At 66.2% G+C, this 19,034-nt stretch carries 19 protein-coding genes and 1 tRNA gene; 9 read left to right on the top strand and 11 right to left on the bottom strand.

What is annotated here, in order from left to right; translation table 11 throughout:
- Positions 1-14: 14 nt before the first annotated feature.
- Genes NO347_RS01795 through NO347_RS01780 form a run of 4 tightly spaced genes read right to left on the bottom strand, consistent with a single transcriptional unit; the run spans position 15 to position 5,121 of the window.
- Complete coding sequence (locus tag NO347_RS01795; RefSeq protein ID WP_256288003.1) at positions 15-1,799, bottom strand: type II secretion system protein; 1,785 nt, start codon at positions 1,797-1,799, stop codon at positions 15-17.
- Complete coding sequence (locus NO347_RS01790; protein ID WP_256288002.1) at positions 1,799-3,898, bottom strand: ATPase, T2SS/T4P/T4SS family; 2,100 nt, start codon at positions 3,896-3,898, stop codon at positions 1,799-1,801. The genes NO347_RS01795 and NO347_RS01790 overlap by 1 nt, the downstream gene beginning before the upstream one ends.
- A gap of 45 nt (positions 3,899-3,943) precedes the next feature.
- A complete protein-coding gene (locus NO347_RS01785) occupies positions 3,944-4,435 on the bottom strand; it encodes a DUF7311 family protein (RefSeq protein WP_256288001.1) in 492 nt (163 codons plus the stop codon).
- Positions 4,432-5,121 carry a DUF7310 family coiled-coil domain-containing protein gene (locus NO347_RS01780; protein WP_256288000.1) on the bottom strand — a complete coding sequence of 230 codons (690 nt, stop codon included), beginning with the start codon at positions 5,119-5,121 and terminating at the stop codon, positions 4,432-4,434. The genes NO347_RS01785 and NO347_RS01780 overlap by 4 nt, the downstream gene beginning before the upstream one ends.
- Positions 5,122-5,234: 113 nt before the next feature.
- On the opposite strand from NO347_RS01780, the gene NO347_RS01775 reads away from it, so the two are divergent.
- Entirely contained in the window at positions 5,235-6,326 is a 1,092-nt protein-coding gene (locus NO347_RS01775) for a tubulin/FtsZ family protein (RefSeq protein WP_256287999.1), read from the top strand.
- Positions 6,327-6,430: 104 nt separating this feature from the next.
- On the opposite strand, the gene NO347_RS01770 is transcribed toward NO347_RS01775, so the two are convergent.
- Positions 6,431-7,780 (bottom strand): alkaline phosphatase family protein, encoded by a 1,350-nt coding sequence (locus NO347_RS01770; protein WP_256287998.1) that lies wholly within the window; start codon positions 7,778-7,780, stop codon positions 6,431-6,433.
- A 113-nt stretch (positions 7,781-7,893) separates the two neighbouring features.
- Between NO347_RS01770 and NO347_RS01765 the strand changes: the two genes are divergently transcribed.
- Genes NO347_RS01765 through NO347_RS01755 form a run of 3 tightly spaced genes read left to right on the top strand, consistent with a single transcriptional unit; the run spans position 7,894 to position 10,588 of the window.
- Positions 7,894-8,337 carry a DUF5788 family protein gene (locus NO347_RS01765; RefSeq protein ID WP_256287997.1) on the top strand — a complete coding sequence of 148 codons (444 nt, stop codon included), beginning with the start codon at positions 7,894-7,896 and terminating at the stop codon, positions 8,335-8,337.
- Entirely contained in the window at positions 8,334-10,088 is a 1,755-nt protein-coding gene (gene polX / locus NO347_RS01760; protein ID WP_256287996.1) for a DNA polymerase/3'-5' exonuclease PolX, read from the top strand. Before NO347_RS01765 ends, polX begins: the two co-directional genes overlap by 4 nt.
- A gap of 8 nt (positions 10,089-10,096) precedes the next feature.
- Positions 10,097-10,588, top strand: a complete 492-nt coding sequence (locus tag NO347_RS01755; protein WP_256287995.1) for a Mut7-C RNAse domain-containing protein — start codon at positions 10,097-10,099, stop codon at positions 10,586-10,588.
- 9 nt (positions 10,589-10,597) lie between these two features.
- Here the strand turns inward: NO347_RS01755 and NO347_RS01750 are convergent, their stop codons facing one another.
- The gene (locus NO347_RS01750; protein WP_256287994.1) at positions 10,598-11,581 is read right to left on the bottom strand and encodes a cell division protein CdpA domain-containing protein; all 984 of its coding nucleotides are present in this window, start codon (positions 11,579-11,581) and stop codon (positions 10,598-10,600) included.
- Between the two features lie 331 nt (positions 11,582-11,912).
- On the opposite strand from NO347_RS01750, the gene NO347_RS01745 reads away from it, so the two are divergent.
- From NO347_RS01745 to NO347_RS01730, 4 genes are all read left to right on the top strand, one after another.
- On the top strand, positions 11,913-12,194 hold the full coding sequence (locus NO347_RS01745) for a DUF5789 family protein (RefSeq protein WP_256287993.1): 282 nt from the start codon (positions 11,913-11,915) through the stop codon (positions 12,192-12,194).
- Between the two features lie 33 nt (positions 12,195-12,227).
- Positions 12,228-12,899 (top strand): CPBP family glutamic-type intramembrane protease, encoded by a 672-nt coding sequence (locus tag NO347_RS01740; RefSeq protein ID WP_425492340.1) that lies wholly within the window; start codon positions 12,228-12,230, stop codon positions 12,897-12,899.
- 84 nt (positions 12,900-12,983) lie between these two features.
- On the top strand, positions 12,984-13,433 hold the full coding sequence (locus NO347_RS01735; protein WP_256287992.1) for a DUF302 domain-containing protein: 450 nt from the start codon (positions 12,984-12,986) through the stop codon (positions 13,431-13,433).
- Between the two features lie 452 nt (positions 13,434-13,885).
- Positions 13,886-14,719 carry an MBL fold metallo-hydrolase gene (locus tag NO347_RS01730; protein ID WP_256287991.1) on the top strand — a complete coding sequence of 278 codons (834 nt, stop codon included), beginning with the start codon at positions 13,886-13,888 and terminating at the stop codon, positions 14,717-14,719.
- A gap of 433 nt (positions 14,720-15,152) precedes the next feature.
- Here NO347_RS01730 and NO347_RS01725 read toward each other — a convergent pair.
- The 4 genes from NO347_RS01725 to NO347_RS01710 form a co-directional block, all read right to left on the bottom strand.
- Positions 15,153-15,226, bottom strand: a tRNA-Arg gene (locus NO347_RS01725).
- Positions 15,227-15,256: 30 nt separating this feature from the next.
- On the bottom strand, positions 15,257-16,546 hold the full coding sequence (locus NO347_RS01720; protein WP_256287990.1) for an RNA-guided endonuclease InsQ/TnpB family protein: 1,290 nt from the start codon (positions 16,544-16,546) through the stop codon (positions 15,257-15,259).
- Entirely contained in the window at positions 16,547-16,672 is a 126-nt protein-coding gene (locus tag NO347_RS01715; protein WP_256287989.1) for a hypothetical protein, read from the bottom strand.
- A gap of 300 nt (positions 16,673-16,972) precedes the next feature.
- Entirely contained in the window at positions 16,973-17,224 is a 252-nt protein-coding gene (locus NO347_RS01710; protein ID WP_256287988.1) for a Sec-independent protein translocase subunit TatA/TatB, read from the bottom strand.
- A 427-nt stretch (positions 17,225-17,651) separates the two neighbouring features.
- On the opposite strand from NO347_RS01710, the gene NO347_RS01705 reads away from it, so the two are divergent.
- Positions 17,652-17,852, top strand: coding sequence for a hypothetical protein (locus NO347_RS01705; protein WP_256287987.1), 201 nt, complete (start codon positions 17,652-17,654; stop codon positions 17,850-17,852).
- A 91-nt stretch (positions 17,853-17,943) separates the two neighbouring features.
- Here the strand turns inward: NO347_RS01705 and NO347_RS01700 are convergent, their stop codons facing one another.
- A complete protein-coding gene (locus NO347_RS01700) occupies positions 17,944-19,023 on the bottom strand; it encodes a PGF-pre-PGF domain-containing protein (protein ID WP_256287986.1) in 1,080 nt (359 codons plus the stop codon).
- Positions 19,024-19,034 lie beyond the last annotated feature (11 nt).

The raw sequence follows: 19,034 nt of genomic DNA, 5'->3' as shown, positions 1-19,034 counted from the left end.
AAATTGTGCCCCGGTCAGAACAGCATCGACGCCCCGAGAAACGCCGCGAGATACGCCACCGTCGCCGACAGCAGCGCCAGTCCGACACGGTACCCCACGAGCGTCCGATCGAGACCGCGGTCCAGTCCCGTCGCCACGACAGTGAGAATAGCCGCGAGCGCGAGAACGTACAGGCCGACCGCTGCGCCGAGCAGCGCAGGGTCGAGCGTCGTCGCCCCCGGGGCTGCCGATCCAGCAATCGACGAACGGCTTGCGGCTGACGCGCCCAGCGACTGCTGGCCCGCGCCGACGCCGGATGCGGCCATCTGTGTCGCCATCGCCACGGTCGCGCCGCCGACGAGCGGACCGAACAGCGCCGCGGTGTGTCCGAGTGTACCCGTGATCGCTGCGAGTTCGCGGCGTGCGTCGGCCTCGACGCGCCGGAGTTCGGTCAGATGATCGGCCAGCGTGACGAGTGTCGGACCGGCAGGTCGGCCCTCTCTGGCTGCGACGGCTAAGAGCGATGCCGTCGCGCGGGCCCGCGGGCTCGGAACGTGTTCGAGTGCGCCGTGCGCCCCGAGGAACGCTCGGTGTACGCCGACGCGCAGACGACGTTGGACGCCCGCCGCGGCGTCGAATACTTCGCTCGTCCGTCCCGTCGTCGCGTCGGCAGCCGATTCGATCGCCGTCTCGACGGACTCGCCGGCTCCGACCCGACGTCCGATGACGGCTGTCGCGTCCGCGAGCCCCGATTCGACCGCGGTGACGTCGCGACGGACCGCCGCCATCGGGCGGTAGTACGCGGTGAGACCGGCCCCGAGAGAGAGCCCCGCGGCACCGACTGGTGTCGCCCACGGCGCGACGAGCGACCCAACAGCGGCCCCGAGGACGAGGCCACCCGACGCCGCGGCGACCCCGCGCCACCGCCCGGACGGCACGTCCGGATGCCCGGTCGTCACGCGCGGCGGGGCGAGCGCGATCGGACGCCGAAGCAGGAGCCAGGCTCCGGCAAACACCAACCCTACCGGGAGGACGACGTCGTAGAGGCCGACGAACGCCATCGCCGGTACTGACACCCCGCCAGCACGGGCGGCCGGCAACACGCCGACGAGTGCGAGCGGCAGGAGCACGCCGAACGCGTAGATTCCGCTGGCCGGACCGCGAATGTCGCCTGCGAAGGTCGCCATCTCGGTTCGCGCCCCGTCGAGCACCGTCTCCAGTGCGCGATCGAGCGCGTGGTCACGTTCCTCCGCGGGGGCGTCGGAGGCACTCAAGAGCAGCGACGTCGACCGTTCGAGTGCTGGGAACCACGAGTGCCACTCCGCGGCGAAGCCGCCGAGTCCCGCAGCCGGGCCGGCGCGCGTCCGGTCGATGTGTGCAGCGAGGCTCCGAGCGAGTGGCCCTTCACCGGTCTGGGCCGCGAACGTGGCGGCGCGTTCGGGCGCTGCTTCGAGCCGAAGCCGAAGGGCTGCGCGGGCGACGAGTCCGGGTGCGTCGCCGAGAGCCCGCGACCGTCGGAGTGTCGCGGCCGCGACGGGGAGCCGGTGGACGAGGTGAGTAACTCCGAGACCGAGGCCCGCGGCCGCCGAGGCCGCGGCCACGAACGGGAGTGACGGGACGGCGAGTACGACCCCACACAACACGAGGATCGCAGCAAAGGGGGCGAGCACGTACCCGGCCCGGACGACCGTCTGGGCTCGGAGGTCGCTCTCGAGAAACGCCAGCGACCGGTGAAGCTCTGCTGTCGGCTCGACGTCGCTTGGATACCAACGCGCGAGTCGGCGTGCCGCACGAACGACGCGGTCGTCGGTCGCCGGCATCAGCGACCTCCGCGCTGGGACGGGCGTAGATCGTCGGGGGCAGTCAACCCCGCGGTGGCGAGTCGCTCGAAGCGACTCGCGCGCCGGTCGAGCAGCGAGAGCAGGTCGCCGTAGGACTCGTCCCCGTGGCAGAGCCGCTCGAACAACGCGCTGTCCCCTCTATCGAGCGAACCGGTTCGACGGAGCGTTCCCGATTGCCGCTCGAAGAGCGAGACGAACGTGGTCTCTCCGTCGACAGCGCGGACTTCCTCGATGGCGTCGACGTAGCGTGCGTCGCCGTCGTGAGTGCAGGTGACGACGAGATCCGTCGCACCGAACGAGGACGGTGGGACGCCGAGATCGGAGACCACGCGCTCGCGGACGGCAGCCGCGGAGTCGCCGTGGATCGTTCCGAGCACCGCGTGCCCGTGCGCGCCGACTCGCATCGCCTCGTAGAGCGCACCGGCTTCCTCACCGCGGACTTCGCCGACTGCGAGCGCCCCGTCGCCGAGCCGAAGCGCCGCGCGAAGCGCGTTCGTCGGAGAGAACGAACCGCCTATCCCGGCGCCTTCGCCCGACCCCCCTGCGTGGCCGTCGGTGTGGAGCGCTTGCACGTCCCGGCCGTGCGCACGGAGCGCTTCGACCGGGAGCTCCGGCGTGTCTTCGATGCTCACGAGCCGCGTCGTGTAGGGGAGTTCCCAGAGAAGCGCCCCGAGCAGGGTCGTCTTGCCGGCACCGCGCGTCCCGGCGACGATCGTTGCCGCCCCGCGCTCGATCGCGAGCGAGAGAAACGCCGCAGCCGCCGGTGAGAGCGACTGGGCGGCGACGAGACGCGCCAACGTCCAGGCCTCGCCGTCCCGCGCGCGAAAGGCGAATCCGACGCCGTCGCTCGCGGGTGCCGTCACGCCAGCCACCCGGATCCGGCGACCCGTCTCCGCGACGACAGACGCGTCGAGCGTCGGCGAACTGCGGGAAAACGCGCGGCCACTCTCGCGACGGAAGCGTGAGGCGAGTGACGCCGCGCCGCCGGGCGTCAGCCGGAGGTTCGTGGGGACGCGCTCGCCGTCGAGGACGACTCTGACGGGCGAGTCAGTCACCGGGGCCGAGACGACGACGTCCGAGACTCGCTCGTCGGCGAAGAGGTGCTCGAAGACGCCGAGTCCGCGAGTGTACCGGTCGAGCGCCGTCGAGAGCGTTTCGACCGGGTCGGCAGGGCTGGCGACGCGTCGAACGGCTCGGCCCGCGGCACGCGGTCCGCCGCTAACGGACCCGTTCGCGAGCACGCCGTAGGCGGCCGCCAGGGTCGACGTGGCGGCGGCGTCGAGTCCGTGTGCGACCGGATCGAGGTGGTATCGCGCTCCGTCGGCGGTGTCGTACACCCAGACGTCCGCACCGGTCGGCAGTTCGTACGTCTCTCGGGGAGAGGCGTCAGACGGCGGCTGGCGAGCCACACGCGCACGAGCGATCGTCGGCCCGACGAACGCGCGGAGGACGCCAGCGTAGTCGTCCCCGTCGCCGACAGAGTTGGAGTCGTCCGCTCCAAGGCGAGCACCCGCGCGCGCAGCCCCCTCTGCGAGCCCTGATTCGGCGGCGATTCGTGCGACGGCGCCCGCGCGTCCGGTCGCCAGCCGAGCGGCCGCGAGCGGGTCTCGACGGGTCCGCTCGGCCAGCGACTCGTCGTGGAAGCGAACGCGCTCGACGAACCGACCCGCGGCGAGGAGCAGCCCCACGGATTCGTCGGTGTACGTCCGTTCGCGTCCATCGGATCGCGTCCTGACGGCGTCCACGTCGTGGTCGGTTAGTGCCGCGACGACGGTTGCGCGACACCCTGGACGTGACTCGAGAACTCCCTTGCCGGGGCACGCGGAAGCGTCGACGACGAGTTCCCGGCGATCGGCAACACCCGTGCCAGTCGGTCGTTCGATCGACGGCTGGCACCGACAGCCCTCACCCGTCTCGCCTGGATCAACCCCACTGGCCACCGGTCCCGATCCCTCGTTAACGGGGGTCGGTTGGTCTGGGTCCGAACCGAGTCCGAGAGCAGCGACATCGGGAAGCGACGACGTGAGGCGACTGAGAGACGGCTCGTCGCCGAGGACGGAACCGAGGTTGAGCGACATACGACGGGTGGCCGCGTCACGGTATATAAAGAATCGGCCGACGGCTCAGGTCGCCGCCGTCACAGATGCTCCGGGCGGACGCCGCGTGACGACGAGCGTGGGGTGCTCGGCCACACCCACGAGCGCGAGCGAGACGCTTTGGCGACCGGGTTCGCGCAAGACGACTGGGCCGGCGGGCGTTCGGACTGGAACCGGCAGCGAGAGTCCTCGAAGCCGCGTCGGCGACTCCGCCAGGGCGAACGTGACAGCCGAGCGATTTCCCGGTCCCCTAGGCCGACCGCCGATCGCGACGAACGCCGGCTGGGCTGCTGTCAGCGACGCGCGCGGGAGTCGGATCGTGATGCGTCGCGTCGCGGCTCGCTCGCGCGTCGGCGTCGCGTCTTCCGTCGTTGCGAGGCTACGCCCGGCGCGGTCGATCCGGTCGACGGCACGTTCGATGGTCGCGTCGGTCCGCGTTGCTCGGGCGTCGTCGACCGCGGGAACGACGGCCGCGAACGTCGCGACCGTGAGTGCCGCCGCGACGACGAGGCGAATCACCGGAAGGCGTCGCGGAGTCGCGACGCGAGAGACGGATCCGCGTCCGATGCCATATCCGTCGACGCGCCCTCTGAACGGCTGACGGCGTCGCGGACTGTCTGCGCGTCGCGCGCGCGATCACCGCCGCGAGTGGACTGTCGGGACTGCGGCGTGGACGGTCTCGCGTCTGCGTCGTCGACCGCGTCGTTCGGGGTTCGGGTCGGCGTCTCGGCTGTGGTCGATCTCCCCACCGCGTGGCGTGTCTCGCCGCTTTTCGATTCCGCGGGCGTATCTCCGTCACCTGTCTCTCCCGACTCCGCGAACCGCTCGCGGACGAGCGCTCCGTCCTCCCGCTCGACTTGCCGTTCGAGTGCTTCGACTTTCGCGAGTGCGATGGACGCCCGGCGCTCGACCGCCTCGTCGATGGCTTCGACGCCGTCGAGCAGCCCTCGGACTGCGTCGAGGTCGGCCTCCAGCGCGGTCAGCCGCTCGTCGAGACTCGCCACGCGCTCCTCGACGGCGTCCGCGTCGTCTCGGGACGCGGAATCGGCGTGCGTCGTCGCCGAACCCCGGTCGAAGTCGCTGTCCGTCGCTGGGGGTAGGAGTTTCTCGTCGTCGGTCGCGGCCGATTCGGAAGCGGCGATAGCGCCGTCGACGGAATCGAGACGAGCGGTGAGCGCGTCGTGGCCAGTCTGTTCACTCGACATACCGCCCGTGGCCGCGTCATCGTTCATAAACGGTCGGCCGCAGAGAGTCCGCCGCGCACGCGACCCGGGACCCGGGGCGAACGTTGAAGGGCCACCTCAGAGATACACGAGATATGAAGTCCGTCCTGATCGGCGTCGGCCAGGCCGGCGGGAAACTCACCCGCGAACTGGTCGCATACGACGAACGGATGGGATTCGGCTCCATCCGTGGCGCAGTCGCGGTCAACACCGCCAAGACAGATCTGCAGGGTCTGCCCTTCGAGACCGTCTTGATCGGCCAGGACCGCGTCAAAGGCCACGGGGTCGGCGGCGACAACGAACTCGGGGCCGAAGTGATGCAATCGGACAACCGCGAGGTGCTCTCGGCGCTCGACGGCCGCATCACGGCCGGCGTCGAGTCGATCTTCGTCGTGGCCGGGCTCGGCGGCGGCACCGGCAGCGGCGGCGCGCCCGTCCTCACGAAGGAGCTCAAGCGTATCTACGACGTCCCCGTCTACGGGCTCGGAATCCTCCCCGGCCGCGACGAGGGCTCGATGTACCAGGTGAACGCCGGTCGATCGCTGAAGACGTTCGCTCGCGAGTCCGACGCCCTCCTCCTCGTGGACAACGACGCGTTCCGGTCGGCCGGCGAGAGCATCACCGAAGGCTTCGACGCGATCAACGAGGAGATCGCACAGCGAGTCGGCCTCCTCCTCGCATCGGGCGAGGCCGTCGAGGGCGTCGCCGAGAGCGTCGTCGACTCCTCGGAGATCATCAACACGCTCCGCAGCGGCGGCATCGCCGCCCTCGGCTACGCCTCCGCCGAAGCAGCCCCCGACGCCGAGGAGAACATCAACGCCGTGATGAGCACCACCCGGCGCGCCCTCCTCACCGGGTCGAGCCTGCCTGACGCGACGGACGCCGACGCCGCGCTCCTGATCGTCGCCGGCGAGCAGGACGCCATTCCGCGGAAGGGCGTCGAGCGGGCCCGTCGGTGGGTCGAAGAGGAGACCGGCAGTCTCCAGGTCCGCGGCGGCGACTTCCCGCTATCGAGCGGTCGCCTCGCGACCTTGGTCCTCCTCGGCGGCGTCGAACGCTCCGAACGTCTGGAGGCGTTTATGCAGCGCGCCAAAGACGCCCAAGAAGAGTCCGACGCGGCGGCCGAAGCGGAGGCCGAGGACGCCGCGGATATGTGGGCGAACGACGACCTCGACGATCTGCTGTAGGCGACGCAGGGCCGTTGGAGGGGGGATACGAAGCCGTTGGAAGCGACGTGAACCGAGCGCTGAGGCGCCGTTCGGTCGGTGCGAAAGAGGTGAGAAGTCGCTCGCTACTGCTGGAGTAGGCTCGCGCCGTCGAACTCGGTGCGGGCGTACTCGACTTCCAGCAGGTCGAGGATCGTCGGCGCGATGTCGTAGAGGTCGGCGTCCTCTATCTCGACGTCGGAGTCGTCGACGAACAGCGACGCGTTGTCGAAGCTGTGCATCCCGTTCCGGGGGCCGGTACCGAACACGTCTTCGTGGCCCTTGAAGCCAGATTTGAGGTCGAAGCCGTGGTTCGGGACGACGACGAGGTCCGGCGCGATGTCGTCGTGGTCGCCGCGGAAGGCGTCTTCTTTCTCGACGACCCGTTCTGCGACCTTGCGACCGTCGGGGCCTTCGAGCGCTTCCAGTTCGGCTTTGAGTTCCGCACGGACCGCCTCGTACTCGTCCTGCGGGACGCCTCCGCGCGGTTCGCGGTCTTCGAGGTTGATGTAGAACCGCCCGGGGATGAGCGAGTACGCGCGCGTGTCGTCGGCGATGTCGCCGAGTTCCTCGTGGTCGTCGTCCGCATACGAGAGCCAGCCCTCCTCTTCGAGCCAGGCGTTGCAGTGGACCTCGTACTCGAGGGACGTGAAGCCGTGGTCGGAGGCGACGACGAGCGTGACGTCGTCCGGGAGCGATTCGCGGATCTTGCCGACGTACTCGTCGACCTTCTCGTAGAACTCCAGGAACGCCGCTTTGTTCTCGCCGTCGTGTTCGTAGTCCTTGAAGAGGAAGTGATTCACTCGATCGGTCGTCATAAAGACTCCGAAGAAGAGGTCCCAGTCGTCGCGATCGAGGACGTTCGTGAACGCCTCGTACCGGCGGTCGAGGGTCTTGTGCGCGTTCTCGACGAACTCCGTCTTGTCCTCGTTGTGGCCGAGTTTGGCGTTGACGTCGATCCGATAGCCCATCTCGTCGAGTTCGTCGCGGAACTCGTCGGGGTGGGCGGCCTTGTCGACGCCCGGCGAGAGAAAGCCCGAGACCATCCGCTGGACGTTCCGCTGCGGCGGGAACGTCACCGGGACGTTCATCACGCTCGCCTGGCGGCCGGCGTCGGTGACGCGATCCCACAGGCGCGTCGCCTGCACGTCGCGCCCCATCGGGACGTAGGTGTCGTAGGAGCCGTTCTCGCGGTCCTGAAAGCCGTAGACACCGGTTTCACCCGGGTTGACGCCGGTCGTGAGCGACGGCCAGCAGGCCGAGGACTCCGGCGGGACGATGCTCTCGATGGGGCCGGCGCTCCCCTCCTCAGCGAGCGCGGCGAAGTGCGGAAACCGATCTGGGTTGTCGGCGAGGAGGCTGAAAGGAACGCCGTCGATACCGATGAAGGCGACGCGCGGGTGATCCGCCCCGCGAAGTCGGTCGAACAATCCCATATCCTCCGTATTTCCTGGTGAGTCATAAGAAGTTTCGTCTCCGTGCGAACGACTGCCGGCGTCTCTGACGGCGAAGGAGCGAAGTGGACGGCCGCGTAACTGCAAGGCGAGCCGTGAAGGAGTTCGAACGAAAACAGCTGTTGGAGCGCGTCAACCGCGAGGCCGCGACCGTCGGCGTCGACATCCCGGATCGGATCGACGTACAGGACGAGGAGATCGACCTCCGGGAGTTCGTCTTCGAGATCAAGCGTCGCGATACGATTCCGGCCGGCGAGCGCGACCGCGTCGAGCAGGCGAAGAAGAACCTCCGTCGCGAGCGACTCCAGCGACTCCAAGAGATCGAGGCGGGCGAGATCACCTACGAGAAGGGAGAACGGCTCGCCGAGAGCATCATCGGCATCGACCGCGCGCTGAACGCGCTCGAACAGCTTCGGCCGGTCGACCTCGAACAGGAGTCGAAGGTGCAAGAGGCCGCAGACCAGAAGCGATGGATGGGCTTCCTGAAGCAAGCGCTCGGGCACGAAGACACCAGTAGCACGCGCGGGGGTCGACTGTGAGCCGCAACGCGGAGGTCGCCCACCAACTCGAGATATTCGCGGACCTCCTCGAAGCCGACGACGTGGAATACAAGCCGAACGCCTACCGTCGCGCCGCGGAGAACGTCCGCGAGTACCACGAGCCGATCGAGGACCTGGCGGACGAAGGGAAATCCGCGGTCGAGCGGATCGACGGCGTCGGCGACGCCATCGCCGCGAAAGTCGTCGAGTACATCGAGACCGGCGAGATCGAGGAGCTAGCCGATCTCAAAGAGAAACTGCCCGTCGACATCGAGGCGCTCACGCGAGTCGAGGGCGTCGGTCCCAAGACGGTCGGGACGCTCTACGACGCGCTGGGCATCACCACGCTCGACGAGCTCGCGGAGGCTGCCGAGGAGGGGCGCATCCAGGAAGTGAAAGGCTTCGGCGCGAAGACCGAAGCGAACATCCGCGAGAACGTCGCGTTCGCTCGCGAGGCACAGAAACGAGAGCGCCTCGGCGACGCGCGTCCGCTCGCGGACGACGTCCTCGCGTACCTCCGCGGGATCGACGAGGTCGAGCAGGCTGAAGTCGCGGGGTCGATCCGCCGCTGGCGGGACACGATCGGCGACGTCGACGTTCTCGTCGCCGCAACCGAGAGTGAGGCCGTGATCGACGCGTTCGTCGAGTTACCGGCCGCATCGGACGTGATCGAGGCGGGCGAACACAAAGCGGGCCTCCGCGTCGACGACATCCGGGTCGATCTCCGCGTCGTGGTCCCCGACGAGTTCGGCTCCGCACTCCAGTATTTCACCGGAAGCAAAGATCACAACGTCGAACTCCGGAACCTCGCGATCGATCGGGGGCTGAAGATGAACGAGTACGGCGTCTTCGACGTCGCCGACGTTGACGACCCCGACACGGGCCAGCGCGTCGGGGAACGGATCGCCGGCGAGACGGAGGAATCGATGTACGCGGCGCTCGATCTACCGCTCATCCCGCCGGAGATCCGCGAGGGGACCGGCGAGATCGACGCCGCGCGCGGGGGAACTCTCCCCGACCTCGTCGCGGAGGGCGACGTCCGCGGCGATCTCCACACGCACACCGACTGGTCCGACGGGCGCGCGTCGATCGCAGAGATGGCGCAGGCGGCCGCCGAACGCGGCTACGACTACTACGCCGTGACCGACCACGCGAGCGGACCGGGAATGGTCGGCGGCGTCGGACTCTCCGACGACGAAATCCGAGAACAGATGGACGCGATCGAAGATGCGCGCGAGAAGACCGATTCGGAGTTGACCCTGCTGCACGGCATCGAGACGAACATCGACGCCGACGGCGGCCTCTCCACCGCCGACGACCTCCTCGCGGACCTCGACGTCGTCGTCGCGTCACCGCACGCCGCGCTCGGCCAGGACCGCGAGACGGCGACCGACCGGCTCGTCCGAGCCGTCGAACACCCGAGCGTCGACATCCTGGGGCACCCGACCGGCCGCCTCATCAACGAGCGCGAAGGGCTGGACCTCGACGTCGCCCGGATCGCCGAGGCGGCCGCAGACGCCGGAACCGCGCTCGAAATCAACGCCGACCCCGCGCGGTTGGATCTCCACGGCGAACTCGTCCGGGTCGCGATCGACGCCGGGTCGACGATCGCTGTCGACACCGACGGGCACGCCCCCGGCGCGCTCGCGTACGTCAGATACGGCGTCCACACGGCTCGGCGCGGCTGGTGTGAAGCAGACGACGTGTTGAACACCCGAGACGTCGACGAGCTTCGCGCCTTCCTGCACTGATTCGACCGATGACCGAGAACGACTCCACGGACCGGTTGCTCCTCGACGCGATGCTCGGCAAACTGACCACGTACCTGCGGATGTGTGGCTACGACGCCGCGTATATCCTCGACGAGGGCGGCGAGTGGGGGCCAGAGCCCGGAAACGACCCCAGTGACGACGAGATCCTGGCGCAAGTCGAGGCGTCGGATCGGACGCTCGTGACGCGCGACGTCGAGCTCGCGACCCGCGCGACCGACGCCGTGCTCCTGTCCACGCGCGACGTGAAAGACCAACTCAGAGAGGTCCGCGACGCCGGCTACGCCCTCACGCTCGACGATCCGCCGACCCGCTGTAGCGCGTGTAACGGCGAACTCCGTCCCGTCGACGCGGCCGAGTCGCTTCCGGCGTACGCACCCGACCCGGCCGAGACCGACTGCTGGCGCTGTCGCTCCTGCGGGCAGGTGTTCTGGAAGGGCAGCCACTGGGACGACGTGACAGCGACGCTCGAAGAGCTATAGGAGCGACAGTCAGCGCGAGCGGTCCGACCGCGACGTCCACTCTTCACAGGGGTCCATATCGTCCATCAGTTCCTCGTGTGCGCCGCAGTACGGCTGGATCCCCGAGTCAGTACGGACGTACTCGAAGTGTGCGCAGTTGCCGCAGTAGGAGTCTGCAGCGTCGGATGCGGAGCCGCGCTCGGTGCGCTCGGAGCGCTGGCTTCGCGGCGTCTGTGCGCGCTCGGTCTGCTGTCGTGGCTTCGAAGCCGAACTCGCTGCTGCACCGGCGCTCTGCGTCGCGCCCGGTGCGGCGTCCATCGGCGACGAGATCGACTCGGCGTCGGTGCCGCCGTCCGACGCCGGGCCGGGCGTGTTGCCGGGGGCGCTGGAACCGCCGTTGCTGGATCTGCCTGCGGTCTGCGTTTCGACTTCGCCGTCGGGTGTACCGCCAAAGAAGCCGATACCGCCGAGGCCGCCGCGCGAGCGCTCGACCGGGACGTACTTCGTTTCGCTCTTGCGCGTCACGTTCACGGTGGCCGTCCCCCCGGGATCGTTGCGCGTCTTGAAGTTCGCGACGCCGGCGAACAGACACCAGAAGGTGATCATCGCGCCGAGGAAGTAGACGCCGACGGTCATCAGCGTCAAGTCGGGCTTGCCCGCGCCGCAGAGCGATCCCGACCAGCGGCAGGGGTACGCGTAGGTGAAGAGCGCGACGCCGATCACGGCGATGCCGGCTCCGACGACCGCTGCTGCCTTCGTGAGCCGCGCGGAGGGGAGCACCGCGAAGATACCGAGAAAGACCGCAGGGACGCCGACGCCGGCGAGCACGCCCCCGAGTTGGCGCTTGGCCGTCAGCGCGGCCGGTTCGGTTCCGTAGAGAACGTCCGTCGTGGCGACGACGATGCCGAAGACGACGAAGAGCGCCCCGGCGAGAAACAGCACTAGCCCGAAGAGCAGTCGCCGGAGGCTCGCCCCCGTTTCTTTTCCCCTGTAAACCTCCGAGAGACTGGGCATAGGCCTAGTTCGAAGTCACCACACAAAACGATGCGTCAGACGGACGTACGACGGACACTCGAACGGGGACCAGAACCCGTCTTCCGAGCGGGCAACACATATGCGATGGGACGAGGTCGACTGGGCAGAAGGTGGCGAGCAACCGGGGAGAAGACGACGAGCGATAGAGCAGTAGGCGACGGACAACAGACCAAGCTGGCAGCGATCGATAGAGCAGTAGACGACGGACGGTAGACACACAGGCGACGGACAGAGAGACCCGCGAGCGTCGCGTTCACGGGCCTTCGGGCGTGTCGAAGAGATTATTGTACGGGCTCGCTAACCGCCGGGTATGGCAGACGAGGAGGAATCCGAGGGCCCCGTCGTCGAATTAGGCGAGGAAACACCCGTCGAGGGCCAGCCGCTGGCGCGCGTCGCCGCGCGACTCACCTGGCCCCACGAGATGAGCCGGATCGTCGAACAGGAGGGCGACAGCGTCGTTCGGACGCCGTCCGGCCCCCAGACGCTCGCCGACGTCCTCGAAGCAGTCGACGAGACGTACTTCGACTCCCGACAGACGTTCGTCGACCGGGTCCACGACGTCATCGGCGATGGGCCCGTGCAGACCGAGTGAGTATCGGCCACGACGGTGTCCGTTCACGTACGTATTCGTAACGCCGCTTTCGAGTCGAGTTGGCTCCAGCGGTCGCTGTTCGTCGGTCTCGTCCTCTCGATACTCTGGAGTTCGTGGACGGTCCCACCGTCGGATCTCACCGCACGCGTCGTCCGCGACGCCGTCGTGTTCCTCTTCGTGCCCATCGGTCTCGCGATCACGCACGGGCGGAACCTCGGCTACCGAGTCGACCGGCGGGCGCTCCGCGACACCCTTATTCTCGCTGCATTCGTGCTTCCCTTCTACCTCGTCGGCGCGTCGCTGCCGAGCATCCGCGCGTACTACCCGATGTGGCAGACGACGACTGCGCTCGGGCAGTTCCTCCCGCACACGATCCAGCAACTGCTCGTCGTCGTCGCCGCCGAGACCTACTACCGCGGACTGCTCTGTGTCGGCGTCAGCGACGATTTCGGGTTCAAGAGCGTCTTCATCAGCCCCGTCGTCTACGCCCTTCACCACGTCGGCAAGCCGCCGATCGAACTCCTGCTGTCGGGGCCGACAGACGTTCTCTTCGGCGCAGTCGATTACCACAGCCAGTCGCTGTTGCCCTCGATCGTCGCCCACGGCCTCGGCCTGACGCTGCTCGATTGGCTCACACTGCACGACCCCGTGTTTCCGCCGCAGGACGTACTGGCGGCCTTGCGGTGGTTGCCAGTCCCGCTGTGAGGTGCTGATAGACTGCCGTGCGAGGGACAGAGACCGCTGTGAAAGGGCATAGATTTTCCTCGCGTGCCGTCGTATGACAACCCGATGACTCTACCGATAGATCCGGAAGCGATCGCTGCGTCAGATATCGGCGAAGAGCGCGCGACACTACAGATGGAACACGGAGACGCGATCGAACACGTTCGGGAGGCGTTCACCGACGCCGGCTTCGGGATCGCGACTGAATTCTCGGCCTCGGAGTTGCTCAACGAGAAGATCGACGCCGGACGCGACCCGTATCACGTTCTCGGGGCCTGCAACCCGTCGATGGCGAACCGCGCGCTCGACGCCAGCGACAACCGGATGGGTGGGCTGTTCCCGTGCAACGTCGTGGTCTGGCAGGAAGAGCCGGGCGTCCAGACCGTCTATCACGTGAGTATTATGCGCATCGCTCGCCTGGTCGGGATGGCACCCGACAGCGACGAGATGGCCGACGTCATCGCCGATACGGGCGAGCTCGTCGACGAGGCGTTCGGGAACCTCGACGCGGAGTGAGAACTGACAGTTGCGTTCGTGCGCCGTCACGCACTCGATGGCACGACCGCGTGCAAGCGGGCGCGTGACGGCGCACGGACGCCACTACTGGAGGGCGATTAGGATCGGTCAGACGCGGGGCGTGGATCCCACGATCCGAGGCGCCGCATCGTCGCATCCATCTGTGAAAAGTGGGCGGTTTTCCTGTCACGGTCAGACATAGCATACCTAGAATCAGGAGTATCACATAAGTATTTTTCTGCGCCGCCTATTTGGTTTTTATCACTAGTGTACCCACATATTGTATTTATATATAAAATATATTCCGGCTATAGTTGCTATTTCTTTCAATTTCTGCCGTCTAGTGTCACAGTCGACGCGCGGTACGGGCTGTCCGCTCGTTCACGAGAAGCGACAGACAATAGGTAGCGACAACCGACAGAATTAGCCCGCGGCCCAACCCACCGTCGGGTATGATTCACAGCGACTGGGACGATTGGCTCCCGCGCGCCGTCGAATCGGCCGACCCGGAAACTGTCGCGATCTGGTATCTCGGCTGCAACGGCTTCATTCTGAAGGGCTCGGAGGGGACGACCGTCGCGATCGACCCGTATCTCGGCACGGGTGACCCGCCGCGGACCGTCCGGATGATTCCCGTGCCGTTCGCGCCCGAGGACGTCGCCGAGATGGACGCCGTCTTCGCCACGCACGAACACACCGACCACACGCACGGCCCGAGCCAGGCGCCGATCCTCGAAACCACCGGCGCATCGTTCTACGCGCCGGACGACTCGCTCGCGGTCGCCTTCGACGACGAGGCGTGGCTCGACGAGTACGACCTCACAGAAGAGCAGTTCACCGAGGTCACCGAGGGCGACACCGTCGAGGTGGGCGAGTTCACCGTGCACGTCGAGATCTCTCACGACCCCGATTCGACGCATCCGGTCTCCTACGTGTTCGAGCACGACTCGGGGACGTTCTTCCACGGTGGCGACACCAAGCCGCACGACGACTTCGACGACGTCGGCGAGCGCTACGACATCGACCTGGGCGTGCTCGCGTTCGGCGCGATCGGGAACATCGACGACAAACAGACCGGCGAGCCGAAGCGCACGCGCTGGTACTCGACGGAGAACGAGGCCGTCGAGGCGGCCTCGGCCCTCCAGTTCGAGCGGTTCCTCCCGAGCCACTGGGATATGTGGAAGGGGCTGACCGCCGATCCGAAGGTACTCCACCACCACACGCGGAGCTACGCGTACCCCGAATCGCTGGAGATCGCCGAGATCGGCGATCGGATCGACCTCTGAGTCGCGGGCGAACGCGACCCGCCACTTCGTCGTAGCAACGTCCCCTCGGTAAAAAGCGGACGTGACAGGACTCCCGCGAGCGGTAGCGAGCGGGCGGTCGTCACGGGAGTGCGCGACGTGAGCGGACGTGACGGGACTCCCGCGAGCGGTAGCGAGCGGGCGGTCGTCACGGGAGTGCGCGACGTGAGCGGACGTGACGGGACTCCCGTGAGCGGTTGCGAGCGGGCGGTCCTCACGGGGGTGAACGAAGTGAGCGGACGTGACGGGATTCGAACCACGGTCGGACGTGCTTGCTCCGCTGCGCGCGACTTCCCCGATTCGAATTCCTCAGCGTCGTTTTCACGCCTCGCTGTCGCTCGGCGGGAAACGGACGTGACGGGACTCCCGCGAGCGGCAGCGAGCGGGCGGTCGTCACAGGAGTGACCGAAGTGAGCGGACGTGACGGGATTCGAACCCGCGCTCTAGGGGTTAGGAACCCCTCGCCTTAGTCCACTGGGCCACACGTCCTACCGCAGGATAGCGTAGCCGTCGCGTGAACTACCCCTGCCTACTCGCCGCCTTCGGCGGCTCCTTGAGGCAGGGGCTTCCTGCTTCCACGACGCACTTTGCAGACACAACGGTGTCCGTAGGGAGCGCAGTCTCCACAGGCGTTAACGAATCGCTGCGCGATTCGTTCGCACACCAGAAATCTTCGATTTCTGGGGACGTTCGTTCGGAGTGAACCACTCCTACGTCTTCGAGACCGCGAGAAAGGATGTTCCACGACGCATTCGCGTCTCTATCCGCTTCAAACCCACAAGATGGGCACGAGTGTTCGCGCACCCACAGCGGTTTATCCGTCTTGACACCACAGGACGCACATTTCTTTGTCGTGTCTTTCGGGTCAACAGCGACGAAGTGCGTTCCCTCCCGCTCGCACTTGTATTCGAGCATCCGAAGGAACGTCCCCCACGCCGCACCCGCACGGTTGCGCGAGTTGCCCGGTAGTTCCACCAAACCCTTCGCGTCCAAATTCTCTACGGCCACAAGGTCGTATTCTCGGGCGTAGTAGTTCGAGAGTTTGTGGAGGAAGTCACGGCGCTTGTTCTTCAACTCGGCGTGTCGTTCGGCCACGACCCGGCGTTGTTTCTCCCAATTCGCAGAGCCGTGCTGTTTCCGCGAGAGGTTGCGCTGTGCGCGTTCCAACCGCTCGCGCTCGTCGCTGAAGTCAGGACTCTCGATAGCGTACCCGTCGGTGTCGTGAGCGTACTTCAGGAAGCCTACGTCAATCCCGACGACTTTCTCGGGTGTCTCCGGTTTCTCAGGCGTTGCTTCGTCCACGTTGATACCGAATGTGGCGAACCACTCACCCGTCGGTTCCTGCTTGACCGTGACCTGTTTGATGGTCGCGTTCTCGGGAATGTCTCGGTGGAGGTGAATCGGTATTTCTCCGATTTTGCTCAACCACAGGACAGGCCGACCACTCGTATTCTTGAGTTTGAAGCCGGACTGATTGTAGGTGAGCGACCGATACTCCCGAGGCGGTTTCCACTTGAGCATTCCCACGGCGCGTCCGTTCTCCTTCTGCGCTTTGAGCGTGGAGAGATTATCGTAAACGCGCTTGACAACCATCTGCAACACCTTCGAGTGAACGTCTCCGAGGTCGTCCCACCACGATTTGAGGTCGGGGAGTGTGCCCTGTACCTTGTAGCGGGCGGGAATCTCGTCTGACTCGTTGAGTTTGTAGAGGACGTGGTTATACAGTTGCCTACAGGTATCGACGTGGTGCAGAAGCGTCTCCGCGAGAGCTTCCGGTGGGTCGAGCCGATACTTGTAGTTGTAGTGCATCTATTCTTCTCGTTCCTCGATAAGTTCGTCCAGTTTCTCTTGGACGAACGAGGAGAGATTCAGGTGGTTCTCCTGGATCCACTCCTCTTGGTCGTCTCGGATGGAGATGTTCTTGCGCGTTGCCACAACATATTATACACAAAATACATAAATAAGAGTTGTGATTGCGTGGGCCTGTGGGCCGGGCGACGAACGTGTTTGAGAACCGTACGGCGCTGTATCCCCTCCCTACTGCGCTACTCGGTCGCTTCGCTCCCTGCGTTGCTCCTTGAGGAAGGGGACTTAGCGCCTACTTACAGTTAAACAGATACGGTTCCGAGAAAAACGCCGGGTGGGGGCAGCGCCTCATAGGGCTTATCGTAAGTCCGCATAGATTTCTCGCCGGACGGTACGGCGAGAATCTCTGAACAGTTACGATAATCCCTATCAGTTCGCGTCGGTGGACGTTTCCGTCGACTTCGTGGTCTCGGCCTCGTCCGCCTCTTCGTCGTCCATCTGACTCAGTTCATCTTCGATCTCTTCACGGCCGCGCTTGAACTCTCCCATCGCCTGCCCCGTGGAGCGGGCGAGTTTGGGGATCTTGTTCGCGCCGAACAGCAGCACCAGTATGAGCAGGACGACGAGCACTTCCGGCCCACCCGGGAGCCCCGGGAACAGTGGGGTAACACTTACGGACATTGCTACCAGCACCTAACCCAGTCGTAATTATAGGCTTTTTGCCTCCCACACCCGGGTAAAGAACGGCGTTTCACGTCCACAGATGGGCGCTCAGCTAATATACTGGCCGCAGCATCATAATTGCACCTCTCATCCGCTCCGAGGGCGAGCGCCCGGTAGATCCGTACGAACCGCTCAGCGGTGACGGCGACGTCGGGCTCGAAGACGCGACGGGCTGTGGCCGTCTCATAGGGATTCTCGTAACTGTTCGGAGATTCTCGCCGTATCGTCCGGCGAGAAATCTATGGAGACGTACGATAATCCCTATCAGTTGTACGGCTGACGTCGTCGCCGGGATCGAGCATCCTGAGTCTGTCGGACAGAAGTCCGTGAATCGTGTTGGCCCCCGCGGGGTGCCGATACGCTTCACATCGTTCTGTCCGACAGTATGACAACCGTCCTGTTGGGCGGGTTCGCGACGCTGTTGCTCGGAATGGTTGTCCTGCAGGCGTTCGTGTTTGGCGGGCATCTGCACCTCTACATCGACAAATTCGGTGAGGCGCACCTCGAACTCGCGCGCTTTGCGGTCGTCTGTGGGACTGTGCCTTTTGGATTGTATGTCCTCGACGAGATGTTACGGAGTGCGTGAGCGACGGCAAGCGGTGTGACTCAGCGCTTGCCGTCGACCGGGCGCAAAGAATGGAGCGTGTGAAGGGGTGGTGCGAGGTGTGGGAGGCGCGCTATTCGTTCTGGGACGCGAAGTACGCGCCGGCGACGATCGCCAGGATGACGATCACGACGCCAGCGATGAGCAGCGGGCCAGGCCCGCCGTCGTCACCCGGCGGCGACGTCGTCGTCGCCTGGGTCGCTGGTTCCGTCGTCTCGTCCGGCTGATCGGTCGTATCAGCCGTCGTCGTCACCTGCGCTTGCTCCTGCGTCGTGACCGCGAACGGCGAGAAGCCCGTCGTCTCTGCGCTCAGGACGACTTCGCCGTCTTGGGTCTCGGCGCTCGTTTCGAGCGTCTCCCAGGCACCGTCGCGGTAGTGCTGGACGACCAGCTGCTCAGCACTCACGCCCAGTTCGTCCAGGCGCGACTGCGAGACGCTGATCGAGACCGTCGCGGTCTCGCCTTCAGCCGGGTCCGGCGCGGAGATGTCGACCCCGCTCACGTAGTCGCCTTCGGGGGCGGGTACGTCAGCCGGCGGGTCGGGCAGTTCTTGGACAGACGTCTGGCCCGTCTTGTTCGGAACGGACACGGAGACGCTCGTTGCGCCCGTACCGCCCGAGAGGTTCACCTTCGCGGCGCCGTCCTGGTCGAGATCGACCGTTTCGGAGACTGGCTCAGGCGTGGTGTCGCCACCCGGCGTCGCGGTGTCTTCCGGTGGGGCAGCACCGCCGCCACCGCCACCGCCGCCACCGCCACCACCGGTATCGTCGTCATCGTCACCGCCGCCACCGCCGCCGGTATCGACCTCGACGCTGAGGTCGATCCGTTCAGAGGTGGCAGACTCGAACGACGTGGTGTCGGAGGCGTCTTTGCCCTCGACCGAGACTGTGAGTGTTTCGCCCTCGGAGCCGTCCTCCGCGGGGAACTTGATTTCGTAGTAGCCGTCGGCGTCAGTCGTCGCCGTGTAGCTGTTGCCGTCTTCGTCGGTCACCGTGACGGTGAGCCCGTCGACCGCATTTCCATTCTGGTCAGTGACCGTGCCGAAGACTTCGTGCGGCGGACTTGGAACGGCGACTGCAGTCGCTGGGGCGATGAGCAGCATCGCCACCATCGCGACTGCGAGATACCGCAGGCCACGAGAGTTCCGTATCATCTTGGTTGTCA

It is taken from the genome of Halobellus inordinatus, assembly GCF_024464655.1.
Taxonomy (GTDB): domain Archaea; phylum Halobacteriota; class Halobacteria; order Halobacteriales; family Haloferacaceae; genus Haloquadratum; species Haloquadratum inordinatus.
Note: the sequence above shows the minus strand (reverse complement) of the source record. Positions and strands in the feature narration are given on the sequence as shown.